This is a genomic window from Pseudoalteromonas sp. Z9A5, assembly GCF_011378875.1.
Classification (GTDB): domain Bacteria; phylum Pseudomonadota; class Gammaproteobacteria; order Enterobacterales; family Alteromonadaceae; genus Pseudoalteromonas.
The window spans coordinates 88,995-115,529 of sequence record NZ_WTLC01000007.1; the positions used below are offsets into that span (position 1 = coordinate 88,995).

General features: G+C 38.0%; 20 protein-coding genes. 9 read left to right on the forward strand and 11 right to left on the reverse strand.

From position 1 onward, the window contains the following. Complete coding sequence (locus GQR56_RS05730; protein ID WP_166109441.1) at positions 1–1,050, forward strand: formimidoylglutamase; 1,050 nt, start codon at positions 1–3, stop codon at positions 1,048–1,050. Here the strand turns inward: GQR56_RS05730 and GQR56_RS05735 are convergent. Then, the gene (locus tag GQR56_RS05735) at positions 1,047–2,708 is read right to left on the reverse strand and encodes a GGDEF domain-containing phosphodiesterase (RefSeq protein WP_024611861.1); all 1,662 of its coding nucleotides are present in this window, start codon (positions 2,706–2,708) and stop codon (positions 1,047–1,049) included. The genes GQR56_RS05730 and GQR56_RS05735 overlap by 4 nt on opposite strands. Positions 2,709–2,985: 277 nt before the next feature. Further along, positions 2,986–3,756: an NADP-binding protein gene (locus tag GQR56_RS05740; protein WP_166109443.1), complete on the reverse strand. Its 771-nt coding sequence runs from the start codon at positions 3,754–3,756 to the stop codon at positions 2,986–2,988. 116 nt (positions 3,757–3,872) lie between these two features. On the opposite strand from GQR56_RS05740, the gene GQR56_RS05745 reads away from it, so the two are divergent. The 4 genes from GQR56_RS05745 (at position 3,873) to GQR56_RS05760 (ending at position 10,535) form a co-directional block, all read left to right on the forward strand. Beyond that, positions 3,873–5,900 carry a methyl-accepting chemotaxis protein gene (locus GQR56_RS05745; protein WP_166109445.1) on the forward strand — a complete coding sequence of 676 codons (2,028 nt, stop codon included), beginning with the start codon at positions 3,873–3,875 and terminating at the stop codon, positions 5,898–5,900. Between the two features lie 369 nt (positions 5,901–6,269). After that, positions 6,270–8,978 carry a preprotein translocase subunit SecA gene (gene secA / locus GQR56_RS05750; RefSeq protein WP_166109447.1) on the forward strand — a complete coding sequence of 903 codons (2,709 nt, stop codon included), beginning with the start codon at positions 6,270–6,272 and terminating at the stop codon, positions 8,976–8,978. 68 nt (positions 8,979–9,046) lie between these two features. Next, on the forward strand, positions 9,047–9,445 hold the full coding sequence (mutT, locus tag GQR56_RS05755; RefSeq protein WP_024611864.1) for an 8-oxo-dGTP diphosphatase MutT: 399 nt from the start codon (positions 9,047–9,049) through the stop codon (positions 9,443–9,445). A gap of 22 nt (positions 9,446–9,467) precedes the next feature. Then, positions 9,468–10,535: a phosphotransferase gene (locus GQR56_RS05760; RefSeq protein ID WP_024611865.1), complete on the forward strand. Its 1,068-nt coding sequence runs from the start codon at positions 9,468–9,470 to the stop codon at positions 10,533–10,535. A 288-nt stretch (positions 10,536–10,823) separates the two neighbouring features. On the opposite strand, the gene GQR56_RS05765 is transcribed toward GQR56_RS05760, so the two are convergent. The 3 genes from GQR56_RS05765 to pmbA form a co-directional block, all read right to left on the reverse strand. Beyond that, positions 10,824–12,899, reverse strand: a complete 2,076-nt coding sequence (locus GQR56_RS05765) for a M13 family metallopeptidase (RefSeq protein WP_166109449.1) — start codon at positions 12,897–12,899, stop codon at positions 10,824–10,826. A gap of 248 nt (positions 12,900–13,147) precedes the next feature. After that, a complete protein-coding gene (locus GQR56_RS05770) occupies positions 13,148–13,633 on the reverse strand; it encodes a DUF721 domain-containing protein (RefSeq protein ID WP_024589904.1) in 486 nt (161 codons plus the stop codon). A 72-nt stretch (positions 13,634–13,705) separates the two neighbouring features. Continuing rightward, complete coding sequence (gene pmbA / locus GQR56_RS05775) at positions 13,706–15,055, reverse strand: metalloprotease PmbA (RefSeq protein WP_007582066.1); 1,350 nt, start codon at positions 15,053–15,055, stop codon at positions 13,706–13,708. A 144-nt stretch (positions 15,056–15,199) separates the two neighbouring features. Between pmbA and yjgA the strand changes: the two genes are divergently transcribed. Then, a complete protein-coding gene (yjgA, locus tag GQR56_RS05780) occupies positions 15,200–15,733 on the forward strand; it encodes a ribosome biogenesis factor YjgA (RefSeq protein WP_007582068.1) in 534 nt (177 codons plus the stop codon). Positions 15,734–15,876: 143 nt separating this feature from the next. Then, the gene (gene hemN / locus GQR56_RS05785) at positions 15,877–17,250 is read left to right on the forward strand and encodes an oxygen-independent coproporphyrinogen III oxidase (RefSeq protein WP_166109451.1); all 1,374 of its coding nucleotides are present in this window, start codon (positions 15,877–15,879) and stop codon (positions 17,248–17,250) included. Between the two features lie 93 nt (positions 17,251–17,343). On the opposite strand, the gene GQR56_RS05790 is transcribed toward hemN, so the two are convergent. The 3 genes from GQR56_RS05790 to GQR56_RS05800 all read right to left on the reverse strand — a co-directional run bounded on the left by GQR56_RS05790 (position 17,344) and on the right by GQR56_RS05800 (position 19,858). Then, positions 17,344–17,859: a DUF2489 domain-containing protein gene (locus GQR56_RS05790; protein WP_166109453.1), complete on the reverse strand. Its 516-nt coding sequence runs from the start codon at positions 17,857–17,859 to the stop codon at positions 17,344–17,346. A gap of 13 nt (positions 17,860–17,872) precedes the next feature. After that, a complete protein-coding gene (yihI, locus tag GQR56_RS05795; protein WP_166109455.1) occupies positions 17,873–18,472 on the reverse strand; it encodes a Der GTPase-activating protein YihI in 600 nt (199 codons plus the stop codon). A 753-nt stretch (positions 18,473–19,225) separates the two neighbouring features. Next, entirely contained in the window at positions 19,226–19,858 is a 633-nt protein-coding gene (locus GQR56_RS05800) for a c-type cytochrome (RefSeq protein WP_166109457.1), read from the reverse strand. 281 nt (positions 19,859–20,139) lie between these two features. Here GQR56_RS05800 and yihA point away from each other — a divergent pair, with 281 nt between their 5' ends. Then, the gene (yihA, locus tag GQR56_RS05805) at positions 20,140–20,808 is read left to right on the forward strand and encodes a ribosome biogenesis GTP-binding protein YihA/YsxC (RefSeq protein ID WP_008137691.1); all 669 of its coding nucleotides are present in this window, start codon (positions 20,140–20,142) and stop codon (positions 20,806–20,808) included. 9 nt (positions 20,809–20,817) lie between these two features. Here yihA and GQR56_RS05810 read toward each other — a convergent pair whose 3' ends face one another. The 3 genes from GQR56_RS05810 to polA form a co-directional block, all read right to left on the reverse strand. Next, positions 20,818–21,336: a DUF1285 domain-containing protein gene (locus tag GQR56_RS05810; RefSeq protein WP_166109459.1), complete on the reverse strand. Its 519-nt coding sequence runs from the start codon at positions 21,334–21,336 to the stop codon at positions 20,818–20,820. Then, entirely contained in the window at positions 21,333–21,920 is a 588-nt protein-coding gene (locus GQR56_RS05815; protein ID WP_166109461.1) for a YceI family protein, read from the reverse strand. Before GQR56_RS05815 ends, GQR56_RS05810 begins: the two co-directional genes overlap by 4 nt. A gap of 600 nt (positions 21,921–22,520) precedes the next feature. Beyond that, a complete protein-coding gene (gene polA / locus GQR56_RS05820; protein WP_166109463.1) occupies positions 22,521–25,256 on the reverse strand; it encodes a DNA polymerase I in 2,736 nt (911 codons plus the stop codon). A 524-nt stretch (positions 25,257–25,780) separates the two neighbouring features. On the opposite strand from polA, the gene elbB reads away from it, so the two are divergent. Continuing rightward, on the forward strand, positions 25,781–26,428 hold the full coding sequence (elbB, locus tag GQR56_RS05825) for an isoprenoid biosynthesis glyoxalase ElbB (protein ID WP_166109466.1): 648 nt from the start codon (positions 25,781–25,783) through the stop codon (positions 26,426–26,428). The last annotated feature ends 107 nt before the right edge of the window (positions 26,429–26,535 follow it).

Consider the following 26,535-nt stretch of genomic DNA (forward strand, 5'->3'; position numbering starts at 1 on the left):
GTGACCACCCACTTAAAAGTATATGACGAAAGCGCGGTTAAAGCTCTTTGCTCTAGCCGCGAAAACGAAACTAAGGCTTGGCAGTCAATGGCCTTGCTTGATACGCAAGTAAATGTACAACAAGCACTTATTGATGCCGCACAGTTTGGTATTCGCTATGTATTGCTTGGTATTTGCGAGGATATAGGTCCTAAAGCTAATTTAGGTAATGGTGGTGCTACCCAAGCATGGCCAGCTTTTTTACAGCAGTTTTTAAATCAACCTCATAACCAATTTATCAACACTCAAAAAGTATTATTACTTGGCGAAGTTGACGTTGATAATTTAATGCTTCAAAGCAATCAACTTGATAATCAGCAACCATCTCAGCTTACTAAACTAAGAGAGTTATGCCAATACATTGATGAGCGCGTAGAGAGCGTTTTAAACCTTATATTTAAAGCAGGACTCGAACCAATTATTATTGGCGGCGGACATAACAACTCTCTAGGTATTATCCGTGCATTAAGCAAATATAAAAACACGCCTATCAATGCTATAAATTTTAGTCCTCATGCTGGGTTTAGAGAACCTGAAGGTCGTCATAGTGACAATAGCTTTCGTTATGCTTACAACGAACAATACTTAAATAACTATCATGTTATTGGCTTGCACGAGCTAAAAAACAATCAAGCTGTTATTAATGAAATGGCTAAAGCAGACTTTAAATTTACAAGCTATCAGTCAATACACATTAAACGAGAAGTAACGCTCACCCAAGCTATTAATAGTGCACTTAGCGGCTTTAATGAAGCCCCATTAGGTGTCGAAGTTGATGTAAGCAGTATTGCTTATATGCCAGCAAGTACGTACATATGCAGTGGTTTTAGCGTAAGTGACACTGAGCATTTTGTGTATTTAGCCGCTAAAAAGTGCCAATCTAAATATTTACACTTAAGCGAAGCAGCACCAAGCCAACATCCCAATGGATTAGATAGTGGAATAGATCATTGCGGGCAAGTAATTAGTGCACTCGTAAATAGTTATCTTCAAAGTAAATATAATATTTAATTCTGAGCTAGTCGCCACTCTTTTAACCAGCTCATTAAACCTATACTACTCAGTGGGTGACCATAGTAATAACCTTGTGCCGCGTATCCATTTAAGCTTTTAACAAATTTAAGCTGCTCAAGCGTTTCTACACCTTCAAAAATCACTTTTGTTTTTAACTGGTTATGCATTTCGACCATACCACCTACTAAACTACGTATATTATTTTGATTGCTAAAATCAGCCGTTAATGACGGCGCCACTTTAATATACTCTACGGCTAAACTCGATAACTTAGATAGTAATACGGGATTATCACCTAAACCATCTACACATACTTTTAAGCCTATATTATTAAGGCGAGCAATCATTGCCCTACCCTTATTATCTAAGCTGGTAAAAACATGTAATGGACATTCGACAATTAAATCTCCTGCCTCTAAATGATGATTACTTGTCACTTTATCAACAAACTCAACAAACTCTTCATTAAGCATTTCAGGACCGAATACGTTAATACTAAGTGGTATTGCAATACCTTCCATTCTCAATGCCATTGCAAGCTCTGCTGCACGCTCTATAACAAACGTAGCTAATGGGTAAGCTAGCCCTGCAATTCTAATATCATCAATAAATCGGTTTGCTGATAAAATACCTTGCTTAGGATGCTGCCAACGCAGAAGTAACTCTAAAAATTCAATCTGACCGCTCTCATTACAAATGATAGGTTGAAAATATAGCTCTAACTCACTCGAAAAGTCGATATTAGCGAGCTCTTTTAAACGAGCTTGCTGTTCTTGCTGCTCAACTGTCATTTGCTTATGGTATGCAACAATTTGACGTTGCGGATGACTATCTAGTGCAAGGTAAGCGTAAGAAATTAAATTATCAAAGTCATCGCCTTGCTCATCGCAATCAACATAGCTAGCTCTCGCTTTTATTTCTAACGTGCAATTAGCAACATTAAAAGGCTTAAGCGTTGCATCTAATATTTGTTTTATTAATTGTTCATGAAGATATTTTTGATTTTCGAGACTACAAATAAATGCGAAGTTAAGCCCACCCAAATGTGCCAGCTTCTCCTTTGAGCCTAAATCGACTATTTCGTCACTCTCTAATAAATTTTTAATTCTATTAGCAGATTGCGCCAACAGTAAATCACCAAAATTGCGTCCAATATGCTGATTAACCTCATCAAACCCCTCTAAGCGAATAACAACCAAAGTGGCTTTTATTTGCTTGTCACCACGCCACATATAATATCTTTGACGTAATGTTTTTCTATCAGCAAACGCTGTTAATGGTGAATTTTCAATAAATGTTTCTTGCCCAGGCTCAAATTCGGCTATTGTCTTTGTAATAGGTGAATCATCATTAATAAAACCCACTATAGATAATAATAAAATAGCCAGTATTACCCAAAATAAAGGCACTTGTAATAATAAAAATGCAGAAAATAGCACTACAAACAACAAACCTGCCGTGGCGCTTACTATAATCATACTCCAGTTATTACGCTCAAAAGCCTGCCATAAATGAAAGCAAAATCCAAAAGCGAGTAAAATAGCAAGCCAAGCAGTACCACTGCTTAGAATAGCCAAACCAATAGCCGCAGTGCATAAATAGCTAAATTTAATACTATTATTTTTGATCGTAAATAAAGTGGCGATCATTGCCATTAATAGCGCACCACTAAAAAATATAGGAAAGTTACTGTCGGTTAATACACTCAAATTAGCGCCACTCGTATTATCAAAAAATCAGTTAAAAAACATTTATTATGGATAAAATTAATACAAACTAACTAAGTTTACCCAAAATCCATAATTTTAACAGTTTATTTACGCAAAATTGATAACTTAGTTATGATAGGAAATTTATTCTCTAATCTACAGTATCGACCTAATCACCAGTCTTTAGTCCACAACAGTCTTTAATCCTAAAGCTTTCTATACATTAAATACCATACCGATAACTAAATCCTAACGCCTCAATAGCTGAGCCAACAACTTTACGCTCAGCTTTGTCATTACTGGTAAAACGAGGTAGTTCACCGCCATGTTGCACGCATTTTTCGGCATAATAATCCGCTTTTGTTGGGTGCGAAGGATTAACCACATTATAAATATTTTGCCCCACTTGCCAGTGCTTTATAACCGCAAAAATTGCATTAATTACATCTTGTTGATGCACCATATTTACTACTTGCTGGCTTGAGGTATTAAGCTCTTTACCTGCAACAAAACGACCCGGTTCTCTATTTGGACCTAATAACCCAGCTAAGCGCAGCACTTTTCCATCTTGTGAAAGCACTTGTTCTTCAGCTTCATAAAGCTTTATTTGTCGCTCGTTAGTGCATGAAATATCGTTACTTTCGGTGTATACACCAGCCTCTTGATCGTAAACACCTGTTGATGAGCATAATAAAAAGCCTTTTGCATTTAACGTTTTTGAAAGTTTTAATGCTGCGGTAAGTGTTTCCGGATAATTGCTTTCACTGTGTCGACTACGCGGCGGGATAGCACAAACCCAGTAAGCATCTTGTAAGTCAATTTGATGCGTTAATTGCTCGTCTTTTAGCAAAAACTGTCGTTCGAAATCGTATTTGTGCTCATTACTTCTATGTGTACCTTGCACTTGCCAACTAACTTGCTTTGCACTTAAACATAAAGCCTGACCCAACCAACCAGCACCTAGTACTACTAATTTATTAATTTTATTTTCCATTTTTGTATAAACCTTAATTTTAAACGCATAATTATTGCTTTCTATCTAACTTTATAGAGATTTTCAACGAGATATGATTAGATATAATCTACTAAATAATAAAAATATGTGTACCCATGCTGAATAATTTATCATTACGGAAGAAAATATTATTATTGATCGGTGGAACAATTACTATTTTACTGATTATTACCTCCATTTTTTTTGTTAAACACATCGCTAACCTCTCCAGAGTAAACATAGAAAACGAAGCACAAAGTTACCTACAAACCGAGCAACTCTCAATGCAAAGTTACTTTGCAATGTACGGTAAAATGGTATCAACCTTTGTTAATAATCCACATTTAATAAACTTTTTTGAAGACTGGAATACCCGTGACCAAACAATTGAAAATGCGCCTGGTTACAGCGAAATAAACCAAGATTTTGTACGTATAAGCGCAAATGATGACAATATTTTATCCGCATTTTTTGCCTCAGCTTCAACTGGTGAATATTTTAAAGAAAACGAGCGCACCACTCACTACGATGGCAAACCTTACTACGCTTATAAGCGAGGTTGGTGGCAAGAAGCAATGCAAATCAATAAGCTCTATGTAGGTCCTATATCTGTAGATTTAACTACTGGAAATGCATCTGCAGTAGTACAACAACCCGTTTATAACACTCAACAAAAGCTAATTGGTATGGGTGGAGTTGATTTGCAGCTTAATAAAATTAACGACATGGTCGAAAATATCCGATTTAACGGTAAAGGTTATGGTTTTTTGCTGGACGGTAATCAAAAGGTTGTGCATTTTTCAAAAGCGACGGGACATAAACTTTCAATTACAGACGAAGGCCCTAATGGAAAGGAAGGGCTTGATGCGCTTGAGCAACAATTTACAGATACCACAGGTTTTAAAACCCTAAATACACAAATGCGTAATAACTTAAAAGGTAGCCAAATAGTTACTTTAAAAGGTGAGCAATTTTATGTGGTTTATAATCGTTTACAGCTAGAAGAACCTTATTTAGATTGGTACGTAGGTTTGCTCATTCCAACAAGCATGATTGAGGAACCTGTAAATGCAGCAGTAACAACCACAACCACAGCTGTTGTTGTTATTTTGATCATTATTTTAGCCATGATTTTATGGGCTACACAAATGATTTCAAAACCAATAACTACGCTTACTAATATTATGCGCGACATAGCATCAGGCGAAGGCGACTTAACACAAAAAATTAATATTGATAGCCAAGATGAAGTTGGCCAGTTAGCTAATCATATGAATACCTTTATTGATAAGTTACGCGTAATGATGCTAGAAACAGCAGCTCAAGCAGAGCAATTAAGTAACGCTGCGGCTCAATTAAAAACGGTATCAGAGCAAACAAACTCAGAAATTCAGCAAGAAAAACAACAGGTAGATAGCGTTAGTGCTGCGGTAACTGAAATGGCGACTACCGTGCTTGAAATTTCACGCAATGCACAAAATACAAATAACGCAGCCGAAGAAGTACAAGCTATTACCGCTGAAGGCGCTAACCGCTCAGCACAAGCTCAAAAAGTAATGACTGAACTTGCACTTCATATCGGTGAAGCCTCTAAAGTCGTTGCAGGGCTTGAACAAGAAAGTAATAACATTGGTGCGCTAGTCGACGTAATTAACTCCATTGCTGATCAAACTAATTTACTTGCGCTAAATGCAGCTATTGAAGCAGCTAGGGCTGGCGAACATGGTAGAGGCTTTGCGGTGGTTGCTGATGAAGTACGCTCGCTAGCGAGTCGAACACAAGAATCAACCGATGATATTCGTAATATGATTTCGCGTTTGCAACAAATTGCCCAGCAAGCATCGCTCATGATGCTACAAGGTCAAGAACAAACAGAAGGCTCTGTCTCGCAAACAAAAGAAGTACTGACTTCACTGCAAAACATTGCATTATCGGTAACTAAAGTGCAAGACCAAAGTCATCAAATTGCAACATCAACAGAGCAACAAACAGTGGTAGCAGAAGATATAAACACGAGTCTATCGGCAATTAATAGCTTAGTGAATAGCACAGCTAATCATGCTCATGTACTCGCTGATGAAGCACGCGACCTGAGTGATTTAGCAGCTGCACTAAACAAAACGGTTAATCAATTTAAATTATAAAATCGGAGATTTTGTGTGCATGTTTAAGTCTAAAGTTTAAGCAGGCACACAGCCCTTGTTTTTAATTTATTTACCACCATATCTTTAGCGTTAATGGCTATTTAAATGTAATTTAAGGCATTAAGTTATTTTTACGAACCAGATCAAATTTTTCTATTTTAAATACACATCTTTTTGTTGAGATAGTTTGTTGTTTGGCAGAGTCTGGTATAGTAGCGCACGTAGTAAACAGTACTTTTAAGCAGTTTAATACAAAATTGCTAATTAATATGTTCTAAGTGTTACTTAAAAGTACATATTAATTGCCAATTGTTAAAAATGGGTTAGCCGATACTCGGCTAGCAAAGAATACATTGTAACGGTTTTATCATGATATCTAATTTATTTACCAAAATTTTTGGTAGTCGCAATGACCGCACTATTAAAAACTTTAGAAAGACGGTCGCGCTAATCAATACACTAGAAACGCAATTAGAAGCGCTTTCTGATGAAGACTTAAAAGCTAAAACAGTTGAGTTTAGAGAACGTTACGATAACGGGCAAAGTCTTGACGACATACTACCAGAGGCCTTTGCTGTGGTACGTGAAGCGTCAAATCGTGTAAATGGCATGCGCCACTTCGACGTACAGCTATTAGGCGGCATGGTTTTACATCAAGGTCGCATTGCAGAAATGCGTACCGGTGAAGGTAAAACACTAACAGCTACCCTACCAGCTTACTTAAATGGCTTAACTGGGAAAGGCGTTCACGTAATTACCGTGAATGACTACCTTGCTAAACGTGATGCTGAAACAAACCGTCCATTATTTGAATTCTTAGGTCTGAGTGTAGGCTGTAACGTACCAGGTATGATGCCACAGCAGAAAAAGCTAGCATACACAGCTGATATTACTTACGGTACAAATAACGAATTTGGTTTTGACTACCTTCGTGACAACATGGCATTTAGCATTGATGAACGTGTACAACGTCCATTATTTTATGCTGTTGTGGATGAAGTGGATTCAATCCTAATAGATGAAGCACGTACCCCGCTTATTATTTCAGGCCCAGCTGAAGATAGCTCAGAGCTATACACTGAAATAAATACCATCGTTCCTTTACTTGAACTTCAAGAAAAAGAAGACGAAGAAGGTGTTGAAGGCGACGGCGATTACACTATCGATGAAAAGTCTAAGCAAGTTCACTTAACAGAACGCGGTCAAATTAAAGTAGAAGAGCTACTTACTGAACGCGGCTTAATTGAAGAAGGCGACTCGCTTTATTCAGCAGCAAGTATTACGCTACTAAGCCATGTTTATGCAGCCCTTCGTGCTCACAAGCTATACCAAAAAGATGTTGATTACGTAGTAAAAGAAAACGAAGTAATCATTATCGATGAGCATACTGGTCGTTCAATGGAAGGTCGTCGTTGGTCAGAAGGTTTACACCAAGCTGTTGAAGCTAAAGAAGGTGTAAATATTCAAAACGAAAACCAAACACTTGCATCTATTACGTTCCAAAACTACTTCCGTTTATACGAAACGCTAGCAGGTATGACAGGTACTGCCGATACTGAAGCTTTTGAGTTTCAATCTATTTACGGTCTAGATACTGTAGTTATGCCAACTAATAAGCCGATGGTTCGTGATGATCGCGCTGATTTAGTTTACCTAACGCAAGAAGAAAAATACGAAGCTATTTTAATTGATATTAAAGACTGCCAAGACCGTGGACAACCGGTGCTTGTAGGTACTATTTCGATTGAAAGCTCTGAGTATTTATCACAGTTTTTACGTAAAGAAAAAATTAAGCACAACGTACTTAATGCTAAATTTCATGCGCAAGAAGCTGATATCGTTTCAGATGCAGGCCTACCAGGCACAGTAACTATTGCAACTAACATGGCCGGTCGTGGTACCGATATCGTGTTAGGTGGTAACTGGAACAGTGAAGTTGAAAAACTTGAAAACCCAACTGCTGAGCAAATTGCTGACATTAAAGCAGCTTGGAAAATTCGCCATGATGCAGTAATTGATGCCGGCGGTTTACATATCATTGGTACTGAACGTCATGAGTCTCGTCGTATAGATAACCAATTACGTGGTCGTTCTGGTCGTCAAGGTGATGCTGGCTCAAGCCGTTTTTACTTATCGATGGACGATTCGTTAATGCGTATATTTGCTGGTGAGCGCATGACTAACATGATGCGTAAACTAGGTATGCAACGCGGCGAAGCAATTGAACATCCATGGGTAAATCGTGCAATTGAAAATGCACAGCGTAAAGTAGAAGCACGCAACTTTGATGTTCGTAAACAATTACTTGAGTACGATGATGTAGCAAACGATCAACGTCGTGTTGTTTACTCTCAACGTAATGAACTACTTGAAGAAGGCGATATTTCAGAGACTATTACTGTAATTCGTGCTGACGTTCTTAGTAATCTAATTGACCAGTATATTGCACCGCAAAGCCTTGCTGAAATGTGGGATATTAATGGACTTGAAGAACGCTTAAAACAAGACTTCTTAATTGAATTACCAATTACTCAGTGGTTAGCAGATGACAATAAACTATACGAAGAAAAACTTCGTGAGCGTATTGAAGAATCTGTTGAGCAAGCTTACAAGCAAAAAGAAGAGCAAGTTGGCGACTCTGTTTTACGTCAATTCGAAAAAGCGATTATGCTACAAAGTCTTGATCAGCATTGGAAAGATCACCTTGCTGCTATGGACCACTTACGTCAAGGTATTCATTTACGTGGTTATGCGCAAAAGAATCCTAAGCAAGAGTATAAGCGTGAATCGTTTGAGCTATTCTCTGAAATGCTTGAAAACTTAAAAGTAGATGTTGTAAGTATTTTAAGTAAAGTACAAGTACGTGCAGAAGAAGATGTTGAGAAAGTAGAAGAGCAACACCGTAAAAGTGAAAGTGCTCCTCGTGAATACCAACATGAAGAAGCTGAGAAAGTAGGTGGTGAAGCACCTGAAACAGCCACAGTTATGGCTCGTACAGAACCAAAAGTAGGTCGTAATGACCCTTGTCCTTGTAAATCAGGTCAAAAATTCAAACAATGTTGCGGTAAATTAAAATAGCCCAATATTGTCATTAGCTTATTAAAAAGCGGCGCTAGCGTCGCTTTTTTTTATGGAGTTTTAAAGTAATGACTATAGAAATTGTACATGTAGCTGTTGGCGTTATTAAGAAAAATAACGCTATATTCATTTGTAAACGCGCAGATGAACAACATCAAGGCGGTTTATGGGAATTTCCTGGTGGCAAAGTAGAAGCAGGTGAAAGTGTATTTGTCGCACTTAAACGCGAGCTTATTGAAGAAGTTGGATTAACAATTCATAGCTCTAGCCAACTTATGGTGATTGAACATGACTACGGCGATAAGTGCGTTAAATTAGATGTACACATAGTAAGTAACTTTAGCGGTGAAGCACATGGCGCTGAAGGGCAACCTAGTGAATGGGTAGCAATTAGTGAATTAGAAAATTATAATTTTCCTGAAGCGAATGCTGGAATTATCGAAAAAATAGTTGCCCGATACGCATAATAAATGGGCATAAGTGAGCACAATGAACATCTCAATACAAAATAAGCTAAGCGAACAATTAGCATTAAATCCTGAGTTAACTCAAGTTAGTGTGATTAGTAGCGGCCATATAAATAGTACATGGCTACTTAGATGTATTGATAAACAGTTTATTGTGCAAAAACTTAATATTGAAGTATTTAAAAACCCTGCTCAGTTAGTAAGTAATGCAAAACTAATTGAGCAGCATCTAAATGCTAAACAACTGCAAAATAATTACCCTCTTGAAATAATCAAACATATAGCGACACAAAGCGACGAGCGCTTAATAAAAATTGATAGCGCGTACTATCGTATCCTTAACTATATTAGTAACAGTTACAGCGAAGACGTTGTTAAAAATGCGCAACAGAGCGAGCAAGCAGCTTATGCCTTTGGCGTATTTGCTCATGCCTTGCAAGATTTTGATGCACAACAACTACACTCTGTAATTCCTGATTTTCATAACTTAGCGATGCGCTTTGAGCAATTAAATACCGCAATCACAAATAACTCTGTAAATAGAGTAAAGCACTGCGCTGACGAAATAGAATATTGCTTATCGCAGCAGCATTTAATTACCGAGCTTAGCAACATTGCCAAGCAGATACCGCTTAGAGTGTGTCATAACGATACAAAAATAAATAATATGCTATTTTGTAATACAACTCATAAAGCAAAGGCGGTTATTGATTTAGATACCTGTATGGCAGGATTTAGGCTTTATGATTTTGGCGACATGGTACGCACTTTCTGCTCCCCCGAAGCCGAGGATTCAACAAACTTACACAACGTTGTTATTCGAAAAGATATATTTTCAGCCATTGTTAAAGGCTATGTAACGCCATTAAAAAGTAGCATGAGTAAACAAGAACAAGAAAGCCTGCTACTAGGCGCTAAAATAATGCCGCTCATGTTAAGTGTGCGCTTTTTAACTGATTACTTAAATAACGATGTGTACTTTAAAGTGGCTCATGCAGAGCATAATTTAGAGCGAGCACAAAACCAACTAGCGCTTTATAAAAACATACTCAGTAACGAAAAATGGATGCATGAGTGTTTGATGAGCTAAAGCTTATTTAACCTGAACTCTGGTTAAGAGATTTATTAACGTATTGAATCATGGTGATATTTAAATTTATTTTCTCTAGCCAGAGATTTTTAGTGAAAACAAGGCGAATTTACGCGTCAATAGCTGGCCTATTGCAAGTAAATTCAACGCAGTTAGCGCTGAAAATAGCTGCTTGAGATAGATTTATTATCCATAGTTCAGGTTATTTACAAATTCAAGATACAAAAAAACCAGTAAGCTAAAAACTTACTGGTTTTTTGTTAACTTTAAATCGGTCTATTTAGTAAATTACCAAATTTTTACACGATCTTCTGGTTTGATATACATTTTATCACCTTCTTTTACGTCAAACGCTTTGTAAAACTCAGGCATATTCGACAAGATACCGATTACACGGTAGTGACTTGGTGAATGAGGGTCTGTTAGTAAACGATTACGTAACTCTTCATCGCGATAGTTTCGACGCCAAATTTGTGACCAGCCCATAAAGAAACGTTGATCGCCTGTGTAGCCATCAATCACTGGCGCTTTTTTGTCACCTAAAGACAGCATATACGCTTTATGCGCAACCGTTAAGCCACCTAAGTCACCAATGTTTTCGCCAAGCGTTAGCTCACCATTAACACTTGCATCTTCAAAAGGTTTATATTCGTTGTACTGTGCAACTAAAGCTGCTGTGCGTTCTTCAAACTGTTTAAGGTCAGTCTCGCTCCACCAGTTACGTAAGTTACCGTCACCGTCGTATTTAGCGCCTTGGTCGTCAAAACCATGACCAAGCTCATGCCCAATTACTGCGCCAATTGCACCGTAGTTTACTGCATCATCCGCTTCTAAATTAAAGAATGGCGGTTGTAAAATAGCGGCTGGAAATACAATTTCGTTGTTTACTGGGTTGTAATACGCATTTACTGTTTGCGGAGTCATATGCCACTCAGAGCGATCAACTGGTTTACCCAATTTTGCGATCATGTCTGCGTATGCCCATTCGCTATAACGAATGTAATTACCTACTAGCTCATCTGAGTTAATATCTAGCTCTGAGTAATCTTTCCACGTGTCTGGGTAACCAATTTTAGGCGTAAATTTGTCTAGTTTTTCTTTCGCTGCAAGCTTTGTTTCAGGGCTCATCCACTCAAGATTTTCAATAGCAACGCCGTAACCTTTAATTACGTTATCAACTAGCTCTTCCATGCGTGCTTTCGCTTCTGGCGGGAAGTTATCTTTAACGTATACCTTACCTAAAATTTCACCAAGTACACTGTTAGATGCATCAACCGCTTGCTTCCAAAGAGGTGCTTGTTCTTCTACGCCACGAAGTGTTGTGCTGTAAAAGTCAAAGTTAAGGTTAACTAAATCTTCACTAAGTAGCTCTGCATAACCACTTACAAAATGAAATTTTAAGTAGTTTTTCCACGTCGCTAAATCAGTGTCTTTGTAAATAGTAGCAAGTGCTTCTAAGTAGCTTGGTTGACGTACAATAATGTCACTTGCACTCACGCCTGCATCTTTAAAGAATGCAGCTAAATCAAGGTCACCCATCAACTTGCTTGCATCTGCTACTGTCATCTTGTTATAAGATTTAGTTGCATCACGGCTTTGCACACGGCTCCATTGAGCATCAGCTAGTGTTTTTTCAAATGCAAGTACGCTCTTAGCAGCTTCTGCTGCATTTTTAACGCCTGACTTTGTTAAAACATCAGTGATGTATTGCTCGTAAGAAGCGCGAATTTTAGTGAATTTTTCGTCATCTTTTAAGTAATAGTCACGATCAGGTAAACCAAGACCCGACTGAGATAAATACAATGCATACTCGCTTGAGTTTTTAGCATCGTTATTTACAAACCAACCAAACGGTAAAGTACCGCCTTGTTTTTGAATTTTAGCCATTAAACCCACTAAATCAGCTTTAGATTTAACGCTATCAATTGTATCTAATGACGGTTGTAATGGCGTAATACCTAACTCATTACGCGCATCTTTATTCATATAGCTTTTATAAAATGCACCAATTTTGTACTCATCACTGCCTTTTTTAGCGGCTTTGTTTCCGGCTGCACTTTCAAGGGCTATTTTCATCGCTTTTTGCGACTCATCATATAACTGCGAAAAAGAACCGTAGTTAGATTTATCACCTGGTATTTCAGTTTTAGCTAACCACTGCCCATTTACATGGTAGTAAAAATCGTCTTGTGCGCGTACTGAACTATCCATATTAGCTAATTCAATACCAAGCTCTAGTGGTTTTTCAGCGGGTGCTGTTACTACAGGAGTGTCGGTTACTTTAGTTTCTTGTTGTTTTTCACCACAACCTACTAAGCCAAGCGCAAGTGCGATACTTGCAGCAGCCATTGTTACTTTATTCATAATGATTCCGTTTGTTAGTTAGAATTTAATACCAACTCCATTAAATTCTTGAATATAGCAGGAGTAAAAATAGCACTGCCTACACGCTTTTACTTAATGGAATGGGTATCAAAGAGCTTTCGATCAATATAAAGCCCACGCAGTATCATAAACCTCATTAAGCCAACAATAAAATGGAATATGTAACAAAGTATTTTGAATGCGGTGAGCTGCCAAATTAGCCCCACCAATAACAAGATGGTGGGTAGTTAAGACTTACTTTTATTTTTTCCGTGAAGCGCTAAACGCTCTAGTTTTTCTTTTAAAGAAGGGGGTGCAGAAGATGCTATCGCGTTTAAGTAATCCGCTGTTTGCTCACTCATTTTACGTGAGTTGGTAACTGCAGGACTGCCCGACTTATTCGCTGTACTTAATCTCTGAGTTGCTTGAGGATTTGCAGTTATTTTTATTTGCCCGAGCTCTGCCATTCCGGCAGCTCTAAAATGTGAAAGCATATCCATTTTCAAATAATTAAGTCTAAGCGCGATAGGTGCAGATACAGCCTCTATCATTAGCGTGCCGTCTCGGTAATTACTGACTCGGCATTTATCACCCAACTTAGGACCCAAAAAATCTTTTAATAGGGTTTGCTGTGTATCAAGTGCTTGGCTTTTGCCTGCATAAGCTGATAAACGATTATTTAACCCCGCCATAATATCGGTTAGCGGTTTTGGTGCATATCTATCTTTAGCCATTTTACACCTCGTAAAAGCTCACTTAGACCCAGAGATAATACTCTAGGTCTAAGTATACACTGCGTATTAATACTACGCGCCGGCTATTTGCATTTGCTCTATTAATACTGAGCCAGTTTGAATACCACCACGGCGTTCTATGTCACCACCAATAGCAGATATGCCTTTAAACATATCTTTTAAATTACCAGCAATGGTAATTTCGCTTACAGGATATTGGATTTCACCATTTTCAACCCAAAAACCAGCAGCACCACGAGAGTAATCACCCGTTACGGTATTTACGCCCTGCCCCATTAGCTCTGTAACTAATAAGCCGGTGCCCATCGTTTTTAATAGTGCAGTTAAATCGTTATGAGTTTGCTCAACAAGCCAGTTATGTATACCGCCAGCATGCCCTGTTGGGGTCATATTCATTTTACGCGCGGCATAACTTGCTAATAAATAAGTTTGTAGCTCGCCGCCTTGAATAATTTCCCTATCGAATGTTTTAACACCTTCGCTATCAAACGGTGACGACGCCAACCCTTTTAAAATATGTGGGCGCTCGGCAATATTCACACAATTACTAAATACTTGTGTGCCTAAGCTATCAAGTAAAAAACTTGATTTACGATAAAGCGCACCACCACCAATTGCCGACACTAAGTGACCAAACAATGAATTTGCAATATCGGCTCTAAAAATAACAGGCACTTTCATTGTGCCTAACTTTTGGCTATTTAATTTAGCCAATGTTTCAGCTGCTGCTTCAAGCCCAACTGCCGCTGCGTCATTTAAACCCGCTTGATCGCGTGCAACAGTATAAGCAGAGTCGCGTTGCATCTGCTCACCATCTTGACCTATTACCATCGTACTAATACTATGACGAGTGCGTGGAAAGCCAGTTATCAAACCATGGCTGTTACCATAAACACGTAGCCCCTGATGCGATGAAAAGCTCGCACCATCAGAGTTAACAATACGCTCATCTGCATTTAGTGCAGCTTGCTCAGCAGCATGACAAAGCTCAATGCCTTCCTCAGGGCTTACATCCCAAGGATGGTATAAATCTAAATCTTTAGGATTAAATTCAAGTAACTCTTTATCAGCAACGCCGTTAAATGGGTCATCAGATGTAAATTTGGCTATATCAATCGCTTTTTCGACTACCATGCGCAATGTTTTTGGGTTTAAATCAGCCGTAGACGCCGAGCCTTTATTATTACCAACATATACACTAATGCCTAAGCCGCCATCTTGGTTAAACTCAATGGTTTCTACTTCACCCATTCGTGTACTAACCGATAAACCAGACGTACTAGACATTGCCGCTTCTGCAGCTGTAGCGCCTAATTTTTTAGCATGTTCGAGTACTTCTGCTACCGCATCTTTAACTTGCGATATTTGAGAATATATTGGATCGTTTTGTTGGCTTTTCATAAATTAAGTCCTGAGCCTTAGAGGCATAATGCACACATTTCTTATATTTAAATGCTAACACACTCAATGCATCACATCAGCTAATATTCCTAAGTATCATATTCATGTATAATGGTAAAAGTTATTTTTATTTAAGAGCACCCCATGGCAAAGAAAAAAGGCAAGCCTGCTGAAATTGAAGAAGAAATTGAATATGTATCAAGAACGGAGCTTAAGCGCGAAGCGCAAGAGTTTCATCAGTTAGGTACTGAAATTGCCAAAATGGGTAAAAAACAGCGCGAACGCCTGCCATTAAATGACGATTTAAAAGCAGCAATGGTGGTTGCGGATAAAATTAGCAATAAAAGCGACGCGTACCGCCGTCACTTAAACTACATTGCTAAAACGTTGCGTACTGTAGAAAACATTGACGCTATTAGAGCGATTATCGATGTAATGCTTAATAAAAATAACCAAGCTGAAGTATTGGTCAAAAAAATTGAGCAATTACGTTCAGATTTAATTGAACAAGGCGATGACCTTATCAATGAGACTATTGAGCAGTTTCCGTCTCTTGATCGTCAGCAAATGCGTCAACTGGTTCGTAATGCGGCAAAAGAAGCGAAAGCTGAAAAGCCAGGTAAAGGTTATAAAGAGTTATTTCAATATCTCAAAGATGCTCATACCGTTACGTATTAATTAGGTCGTATTAAATTATATTTATTAAAAAAGGTGCTTCGGCGCCTTTTTTGTTATAGATCAAACCACCTTCTTACATACTTTTTTATAATCACCATCTAAATAAATACTTAACCTGAACTCTGGTTACTTAGGTGCGCGTGATGATTAAACTTCCACAATGGGATCAAACCCTAATAAACAAATATAATGTGTCTGGCCCGCGTTATACCTCGTATCCCACCGCTCTATCACTGCGTGACGGGTACCAGCAACAAGACTTAATAAGCGCTATAGAATCGTCAACGAGTCGTTCACTTTCTTTATATATTCATATCCCGTTTTGTAGTCAGCTTTGCTACTACTGTGGCTGTAATAAAATAATTACCCGCCATCAATCTAAAGCAGATACGTATCTCGACTTTTTAGCAAAAGAAATTACTGCCCAAGCGCATTTATTTAAAAGCTACACGGTTGAGCAATTACATTTAGGTGGCGGTACTCCCACCTTTTTAACCGCAAAACAAATGACCCGTCTAATTAAGCTTTTAGAGGAGCACTTTAATTTTACAAGTACCACGGAGCGCGGCATTGAAATAGACCCACGCTCACTTGCTGATAATATGCTTGTTGATTTAAGGATGCTTGGCTTTAATCGTGTCTCGTTTGGTATTCAAGACTTTAACGACGACGTGCAACTTGCTGTTAATCGCCCGCAAAATGCAGATACGGTTAAGCAATTAATTACACAAGCTCGCGAGTTGGGATTTCAATCGATTAATGCAGATATGATTTACGGGCTACCACTGCAAACACCACAGAGCTTTAAGCAAACTATAGAGCAACTTATTGAGCTAAGCCCTGATCGTGTGTCCGTTTTTAATTACGCGCACTTGCCAGAGCGCTTTGCCGCACAGCGTAAAATTAAAGATGCAGATTTACCTAATGCACACAATAAACTCACCATGTTTAAAAATACGCTAGAGCAGATGACGCAAGCTGGCTATCAATTTATTGGTATGGACCACTTTGCAAAAACCGATAACGAACTAGCTGTTGCACAAAATGAAGGCAAGCTACATCGTAATTTTCAAGGTTATACAACACATGGAAATTGCGATTTATTAGGCTTGGGCGTGTCATCAATTTCGCAAATTGGCACTGCTATTTTACAAAATCAAAAAGAATTAAAACATTATTACCACAGCGTAGAAACACAAAGCGGCTGTGCTCTTAATAAAGGTATGCACTTAACACGTGATGATGTAATTCGTGCTGATGCAATTAAACAGCTCATTTGCCAATTTGAATTAGATATACAAGTGTTTAGCGAAAAGCATGCACTTATATTTAATGACTACTTTGAGGATGCATTAGTAGCGCTTGCGCCACTTATAAAAGATGAACTAGTCACTATAATTGATAATAAAATTAGCGTAACGCCACGCGGTAACTTATTTATTCGTATTATTTGCATGTGCTTTGATGCTCATTTACAAAAACAAATAAATGCGACGCGTTTTTCTCGGGTAATTTAACTGATACTAATTTAATGCAGTTAGTATAAAACCATTACGCATAAAAAAAGCAGACCAAGGTCTGCTTTTTCTGAGTACTAGAAAAAATTAAAGCTAGTTAAAAACCACTTTATCGCTGCCTGGGGCAGCTTTAAATTCGATGATAATTTTAGCGCAATCGGCTTTAACTTCATCTTTAAGTGTTTCTTCGGCGCGCCAGCGAGCTGTATCTAGCTTAAAAATCTCTTTTTTAGAGTATTTTTTACGTGCATCATGTGTCGGCATTTCTTTAACTACCTGGTACATTTTATAGATGCCAGGGTACTGTATTGTTAAATCACGCTCGCTCTCAAAGCCATATTGAGACATAAGTACCCAAACACGTAAACAGCCTTCAGAAAACTCACACTGCTCTTCATTCATTGCACGCGCAATTAAATGAATACTATCGGCTAGTTTGGCATTTCGCTTTAAACGCGACTTCTCAAGCTTTTGCTTTTGTTCAGCCTGCGTTTTAGCAATTAACTTTTTTTGCGCATTTAACTTATACAGCAACTGACCCGCATAAAATGCCAGACCAACTATTATAGCAGCGCCTAAAAGTAAGGCTAAAATTACCGCGGTACTCATTAATTACCCTTAATTACTTGTCTTCATCATCATCTAGCCATTCATTAGCTAGATCGTTTGATAAATATTGGTCAAAGTCTGAATTTGAATTTGAATTATCTTCATCACTAAAGTCATCTTCAAGTTCTGGCTCATCTTCGTCTTCAAGACCTAACAATTCACATAAAACTTGATGACGAGCAATACGACTATTAAAGTACTTAGCATCTTTACCTGTTAGTAGTTCGCCGCCTTCATGGCGCTCCACTAACTTAAGTAAACGCACATCATTTTCAAGCGCTTCAAGCTCTTGCTCTGGCGTAAACTCTGGTTGCACAACTTTTTTAAGTTCAATAGTTGGTTTTAAGTTACGTTTCATTTCTACTTTTGGTTCAGCAGCAGTCGCAATTAATGGCACTGGTTTTTTACTACCAATACGCTTATCTCTAGAACCAGAATGTAAATTTTGGCTTTCGCTATCAAGTAAATCTGGTGCGTTACGAGAACCAGGCTTAGCACCTTTGGTTTTTTTAACTCGCTGCTCTTTTAACGCACGCATCTCTTTAAGCTTATCTTGGCTTAAACGTACTGGTCCATTTGCTGGGCTTTTGCGTGACTTTTTCGTTCTACTCATATCTTGATCGTCTCACTTAAGAGGTTTTGAGCGAGGCGCAAATTAATGGGCATCGCAATGCTGGCATAGCCAGAAGAATTCAGTTTGCACTTCAGAGGTTGGGCTTCTCTGTGTTATAGCGCCTAAACTAGCTTACTGCTAGTTATTAAACGGTGGGTATTGTAACAGGACAAATAAAAAGGCGGTAGAGAAAACATCTCTACCGCCTGCTAATCTGAGCGCCATTATCTGGACACTTCTCCCTTCGACTTTTTTTAGTCTTTATTATTTTTATTATTATCAGTCCGTATTGTTATTATTTTTACGTTCCTTGTACCATTCCATTTTGTTTTTATTATTAAACTTCCATGAGTTTTTTATTATTTTCGGTCTTCCTGACGCTTTTTTAACATTTCCTTTAGTAGCACCAAACTTGTGCCATGTAGTCGTGCCGCGCTACTTTCCTTATAGCTAATTCCGTTTTATTATTGTTTTTTGCGACAGGGGTTAATTTACTCGTTAATAACTTTGTTACAACTAATTTATATGTTTTTCCTTACAAAATACATATAGGTAAACAAAAATTCATATTAATTACAATAACTTAATTAATAATAAACATTTAAAATAAGACTTTTCCTACAACAGAGCATGGTCAATGTCTTACAAGGTTAGAGGTAATGTCGCTAATTTTAGACACAAAAAAAGCAGCCTAAGCTGCTTTTTTGTACACATTACATTGTATTTATTAATTAAAAATTAATAAATAAGACTTTAGTGTAAACCACCTAAGTACTGAGAAAGTACTTCAATGTCTTTATCAGTTAATTTCTTCGCTATATCGCCCATCATGCCATTTAAGTCATTATGACGAGTGCCATCACGGAATTTCTCAAGTTGAGACTTGATATATCCTGGATGCTGAAAAGAAATTTTTGGAAACTTAGCTAATGACGAACCATTACCACGTGGACCATGACATGCAGCACATGATGGAATTCCACGGTCAGCATCGCCTGCTTTAAATAGCATTTCGCCAACTTCAACAGCCTCTTTAGGTGTAGCACCTTCAGACATGTTCATTGAAGAAAAATAAGCAGCTAAATCTTTCATGTCTTGTTCGCTAAGTGGCATAGCCATAGCGCTCATTACCGGATCCATACGACCTTCTTTGCCGCCAGAGGTCATGCCTAATTTCAAATCCTTAAGTTGTTTAAGAATATAATCTGGATGTTGACCTGCAATTTTAGGGTAAATATTAACCGGCGCATTACCGTCTGGGCCGTGACAAGCCGCACACGTTGCTGATTTTTCTTTACCTGCGTTTACATCGCCATCAAATGCTGTTGCGTTGCTTGCTGACAACGCACCGAGCAATATTGTTAAAGATAGTGCTATTTTTTTCATGGTGAATTCTCTGTTTCCGACCCTGTATCATCTACAATCGTGATGTTGTAATACATATATTCTACACGATAATAAATTCTCTGGCACGTTTTCTACACATATTAAGCTTATAATTTACAGGGTATTGACTTAGATTAAGCTTTAGTATGTTTTAAATGTACCATAGGTGCTGTTTTTAGGTGTTTAAATACGCTTTTTAATACGTCCTTTATAGTATAAAATACGCGCCCTGAGTGAATTTGGTTTACTCAATGTTATTTTTTTAAGTTTTAGGAGAGCCTGTGCTCAAATCTCGTATCAAATATAATACTGCGTCTTTCGTAACAAGCGCTCCCGACATTACTAAATTACCTGCTGATACGGGAATTGAAGTTGCGTTTGCCGGTCGTTCCAATGCAGGTAAGTCGAGTGCGTTAAATGCATTAACAGATCAAAAGCTAGCACGTACAAGTAAAACGCCAGGACGTACTCAACTAATCAATACATTCGATTTAGCTGATGTTGACGATATGCGCCTTATCGATTTACCTGGCTATGGTTTTGCTAAAGTACCAATCGAAATGAAAAAGAAATGGCAAAAGTCGTTAGGCGAATATCTACAAAAGCGTCAAAGCTTAAAAGGTATTGTAATTTTAATGGATATTCGTCACCCATTAAAAGATTTAGACCGCGATTTAATTAATTGGGCTATTGGTAGTGAAATTCCAGTATTAGCACTATTAACTAAAGCCGACAAATTAAAGCAAGGTCCTCGTAAATCACAAGTATTGCAAGTTCGTCGTGAATTAAGCACGCTTGATGGGGATATTACAGTTCATGCGTTTTCATCATTAAAAGGCACGGGCTTACCTGAAGTAGCTAAAAAGCTAGATGAATGGTTTTTAGGTCCTGTTATTGCAATACCACCTACTGATGAAGTAGTAACTGACGAAACTAACCCAGAAGCCTAAGCTCTGGTGTTAGGATAAATAAAACTGCTTTCCTGCAGATTTAATAAAATAGCCGAGCTTATCAGACTCGGCTTTTTCAGCCCACTGATAAAATACACTTCGCGTAATACGCGCACTACAGCCATAAGGTAGCTTTAAATAAGGTACTTTTGACCCTTTATAGTCTTTTATAGCTAAAGGCTGCTGAGCACTCACCAGCCACTGCCTAGCTAAATTATCGATACAACACAACACCTGCCCTTGCGCTGTATTTTCAAAACGCCAATCAACAATAATAAACGGCGCGTCATCAACCGTTATTGTTATTTTTTCGATAGGTGTTTTTAAATAAAATTGCTCACCTTCTTTACATAGAACAGAAGCAAACAGCTTCACCATGGCTGAGCGTGTTATTTCGCTGCCATCGTAAAACCATTTACCTTCATGATTAATGACAATTGGCAGTTCCCCACAATGTGTAGGCTGCCAACTATCAAAAGGTTTGCTTGGCTCGCTTAATTGCTTGCTAAGCTCACTTAAAGAAATCACTGTTTTTTAAGTGTTAATGCAAACGAAACAGGTACTGCTGTTGCAATTGATGGTAGACCCGCTAATTTTTGCAGCTGCTTAACGCCTTCCGTAACACCAAAATCAGCACTATTAATAATAATAGGTGTAAATGATGATACCGTTAAATCGCCACTTTGCGTGCTGTTAACGAGTACATCAATCGCCAATGGTTTTTTATTACCATGAAAATCAAGCTCAGCTTTAATGCCCTTCAGAACATATTGACCAGGCTTTTTGATATTACTCAGCTCTTTAGTTAAATTTGCAGTTAAAATCGCGTTTGGAAATTTAGCTGCTTCAAACAAAAGTGCTGTTAAACGCTCATTACGAATAGGAATTAAAGTCTCGGCTGATGTTAAGTCAATATTAACGCTAAACTCGCCTTTATCAGAAAGCATACCTTCAAGGTTTGTAAAATGGTGTGCTTCAGCAATGGTATCTTTTTTTATAGAAACAAAGCTTAACTGACTTTTATCATTTACTAACTGCCAGTTAGCTTGAGCGACATTAGAAATAACTAAACTTGATAACGATAAACCTGCAATAGCTAACGCTTTAAACATAACGCACTCCTTAAAATAAATATAAATAAGATCAGGATATGTTGACCTTTTAGGATTAATTTAAAAATCTAGAAAGATAAACAGACCTTCATCCGATGGTATCACCCGATGTTTGCCCAAACCATACTAAAATATCGGATTCGGTATTTCATTACGACTAAACTTAAAAATACAGCTTTTAAAGTACCGTTATAATCAACTTAAATTTTATTGAGAGATAATCTGAGTTTTGAATAAATAATGAGTAAAAATTTAGAGGCATAAAACAAAAAACGGCCCACCAAACAAGTTGGTAGGCCGATATAGCAAACTGGGGAGAAGCTATCAATTTGTTGCACCCTTTCAGATGCATCATCAACAGGATGTCCTACAGGATAGGACAGGCGGGACTTTAACAAATGCACGCATTAAAATACAATCATATTCCTGTAAAATAGCTCGAATTGACGAACATATAACTATTTAATACAAATAGTTGCTTAAATTAACCTTATCTTAACTAAAGCTTCCATGTAGCCAATAAATTAGTCGCTGTCTGTTGTTTTAATTAAACACAAAAAAAGCGCCTAAAGGCGCTTTAATTAAAATATTTAAATAGCATTAATGAGCTTGTTCCCAGTTGTCGCCTTCATCGGCTTCAACTATAAGTGGCACATCAAGCGCAGCGGCTTGCGACATGAGCTCACAAATGTGTTTTGTGTATTCTGCCGCGCAGTCTGTTTTAATTTCAAATACTAATTCATCGTGTACTTGCATAAGTAGCTTAATCGTATTTGGCGCTTGTTCGTGTACCCAGCGGTTAACACTCAGCATTGCCTTTTTAATAATATCAGCAGCAGTACCTTGCATTGGCGCATTAATAGCAGCACGTTCGGCTCCTTTTCTACGCGCCCCATTACGTGCGTTTATTTCTGGTAAATGTAGGCGGCGACCAAATATTGTTTCAACATAGCCATTTTCAGCTGCTTTTTCGCGTGTTGTTTCCATATACTCTAATACACCTGGAAAACGCTCAAAGTATTTATCTATGTAATGCTGTGCTTCATGGCGTGGCACATCTAGTTGACGTGCTAAACCAAATGCCGACATACCGTAAATTAAGCCAAAGTTTACGGCTTTGGCTTTACGGCGCATATCGGTAGTTACACCATCAAGCTCTACACCAAATACTTCGGCTGCCGTTGCACTATGCACATCTAAACCATTAGCAAATGCATTTAATAGACCTTTGTCTTGTGAAAGATGCGCCATAATACGCAGCTCAATTTGGCTATAATCGGCAGCGACAATTTTATAACCATCTGCGGCTATAAATGCTTCACGAATACGGCGACCTTCTTCTGAGCGAATAGGAATATTTTGTAAATTAGGATCGGTTGAGCTTAAACGTCCCGTTGCTGTAACAGCCTGATGATAAGACGTATGCACACGCTGTGTTTTCTCATTCACCATCAATGGTAATTTATCGGTATAAGTTGATTTAAGCTTTGATAAACCACGATGCTCAATTATTACTTTAGGGAGCGGATAATCATGAGCAAGCTCTTGCAGTACTTCTTCTGCAGTAGAAGGTGCGCCTTTTGGGGTTTTTTTGATAATAGGCAGCTCAAGTTTTTCAAACAACAATACTTGTAGTTGCTTTGGAGAGCTTAAGTTAAATGGTTCGCCTGCTATTTCAAACGCTTCTTTTTCAAGCTCAATTAAACGCTCACCTAAACGTTGGCTATGCGCTGCAAGCATATTACTATCTATTGCAACACCCGTGCGTTCAATATCAGAGATTACACTTACAAGTGGCATTTCTATATCTTCAAATACCGATTTAAGTTTTTCATCCGCTGCTATTTTTGGCCAAAGCACTTCATGTAAACGCAAAGTAATATCGGCATCTTCTGCTGCGTAAGGCGCTGCTTTTTCAAGTTCAATTTGGTTAAAGGTAAGTTGCTTTTTACCTTTGCCAGCAATATCTTCAAAACTAATATTTTTATGACCTAAGTATTTAAGTGCTAGTGAGTCCATATCGTGACGCGTGCCAACACTATTAAATACATACGACTCAAGCATGGTGTCAAACTTAATACCGTTTAGCGCAAAACCTGCATTAGCCAATACGCTTTTATCGTATTTAAGATTTTGTCCTACTTTAGCTCTGTTTGGATCAGCCAAAATTGGACCCAGCTTTTGCATTACAAATTCAAGGCTTAATTGGTCAGGCGCACCTGGATAGTCATGCGCTACAGGTAAATACGCAGCTTCACCCGTTTTTACCGCAAAGCTCATACCCACTAATTGCGCTTTCATGTAATCAAGGCTGGTAGTTTCAGTATCAAATGCAAATAACTCGGCACTATTTAACTGCTCTATTAGCGTATCAAACTGAGCTTCGGTTAAAATAGTTTCGTAATGAGCATCTTCTACTTTTGGTAATTCAGTTGCTTCTGTAGGCACAGCTAAATGTGTTTCTGCATCTTTAGGGTTATCAAGTAGCTCAGCTAACCAACGACGAAATTCGCACTCACCATATAATGCGATTAATTCGTCTTTATTAGGATCTTGTAGTTTGAATGTATCAAGATCAGATTCAACTTCAACATCACACTTAATTGTTGCAAGTTCGTAGCTTAGAGGCAGGTGATCGAGTGCAATCGCTAACTTTTCACCTATTTTACCTTTGATCTCACTCGCGTGATCCATAACACCTTGAAGAGAGCCATATTTTTCTAACCACTTAACTGCCGTTTTAGGTCCACAGCCCTCAACACCTGGAATGTTATCAACCTTATCACCCATTAATGCTAAGTAATCGATAATTAGCTCTGGGCCTACGCCAAACTTTTCAACCACAGTAAGGGGATCTGAAATACTGTCGGTCATCGTGTTTATAAGCGTAACGTGCTCATTAACAAGCTGTGCCATATCTTTGTCTCCAGTAGAGACTAAGACATGTCGTTTTTGCTCTGATGCTATACGTGCAAATGTACCAATAACATCATCAGCTTCAACGCCTTCAATACTAATTAGCGGAAAGCCCATCGCTTTAATAATACTGTGTATCGGTGCTATTTGTGTGCGTAAGTCATCCGGCATTGGCGGACGATTCGCTTTATATTCGCTATACATATCGTTACGAAAAGTTTTACCTTTAGCATCAAATATAACCACCATGTGTGAGGGATCATATTGTCTGATCAAGCTTTTAAGCATATTGATCACACCGTAAATAGCGCCGGTAGCCTCACCCTTTGAATTAGTTAAATGCGGCGGAGAATGATAAGCACGAAATAAATATGACGAGCCATCAACTAAAATGAGTGGGTTTTCGGGGATCTGAGCCATGGTGAATTTGGATCCTAAATGCAAAAAATTAAGGTAATTATAAGCATGCCATAAGGTAGTAAATAAAACGACAGTGAATTACTGTTTATCGTGTTATTAAAACTAGAGCAAGCTGTGGATAAGTGTGTAGATAACAGCCACGAGCTATTCTTCCAAAGCATTATAAAATGCTTAGAAAAGACTTTAACTACTTGTTTTTGTTTAAAAAAGATAATACGAGGTTCTTTTTTTATTATTTTAAACCAATGTGGAAAAAGGTTTTCTAACGGTTACATCCGTTGTTAGTCACTTTGATTATTCGCGTCCATTTGAATAACCGGAGGAGTATTCTAGCACAATGGATCGAAGATCATAGCGATCCTTTATAATTTTTTTAAAGACAAAGTGATCGCAAATGGCATAAACCGCAAAACAGCTTGCATAGAGAATGATTTTTGTACTAAAAATTTATTTTCGCGAGAAATTTTGAGCATGTTAGACTTCATCCGATAGACTTATAAAAAAGACTTTAGAGGCACAAAAGCATGAAAAACGTAGCTGTAATATTAGCAGGGTGTGGTGTTTATGATGGTAGTGAAATTAATGAAGCAATTTTAACTTTATTGCACATAGCTAAAAATGGTGCAACTTATCAGTGTTTTGCACCTGATATTGAGCAACTTCATACCATTAACCATATAACAGGTGAAGTAATGCCTGATAAACGAAATGTATTAACCGAGGCCGCTCGTATTGCTCGAGGTGACATAAAATCTTTGATTGAATTAGACGTAACTCAGTTTGATGCTTTAATTGTACCAGGAGGTTTTGGGGCCGCAAAAAACTTATGTGACTTTGCAATTAAAGGCGCACAAGCAAATATTAATGAAGACGTACTTAATGCCTGTAAAGCATTTGCTAAAGCAAATAAACCTGCTGGTTACATGTGTATTGCACCCGCTTTGATCCCATTCATTTACGATAACGCCATACTTACTATTGGTAACGATGATGATACAGCTCAAGCACTAAGCACATTAGGTGCTAAACATATTAACTGTGCGGTGGATGATGTCGTTATCGATGAACAAAATAAGTTAATTACCACCTCTGCTTATATGTTGGCAGAGTCTATTCTTGATGCTGATGCGGGGATCGCAAAGTTAGTTAGTAGCGTACTAACAATAAACTGATTTTGATCTTAAGACGGTCAAAGTTAATTATATAACTGATTACGCTTATTAATTTACTTAACAAAAAACAGTAAATTATTAAATTTTATTGCGTTAACGCAAAAAGT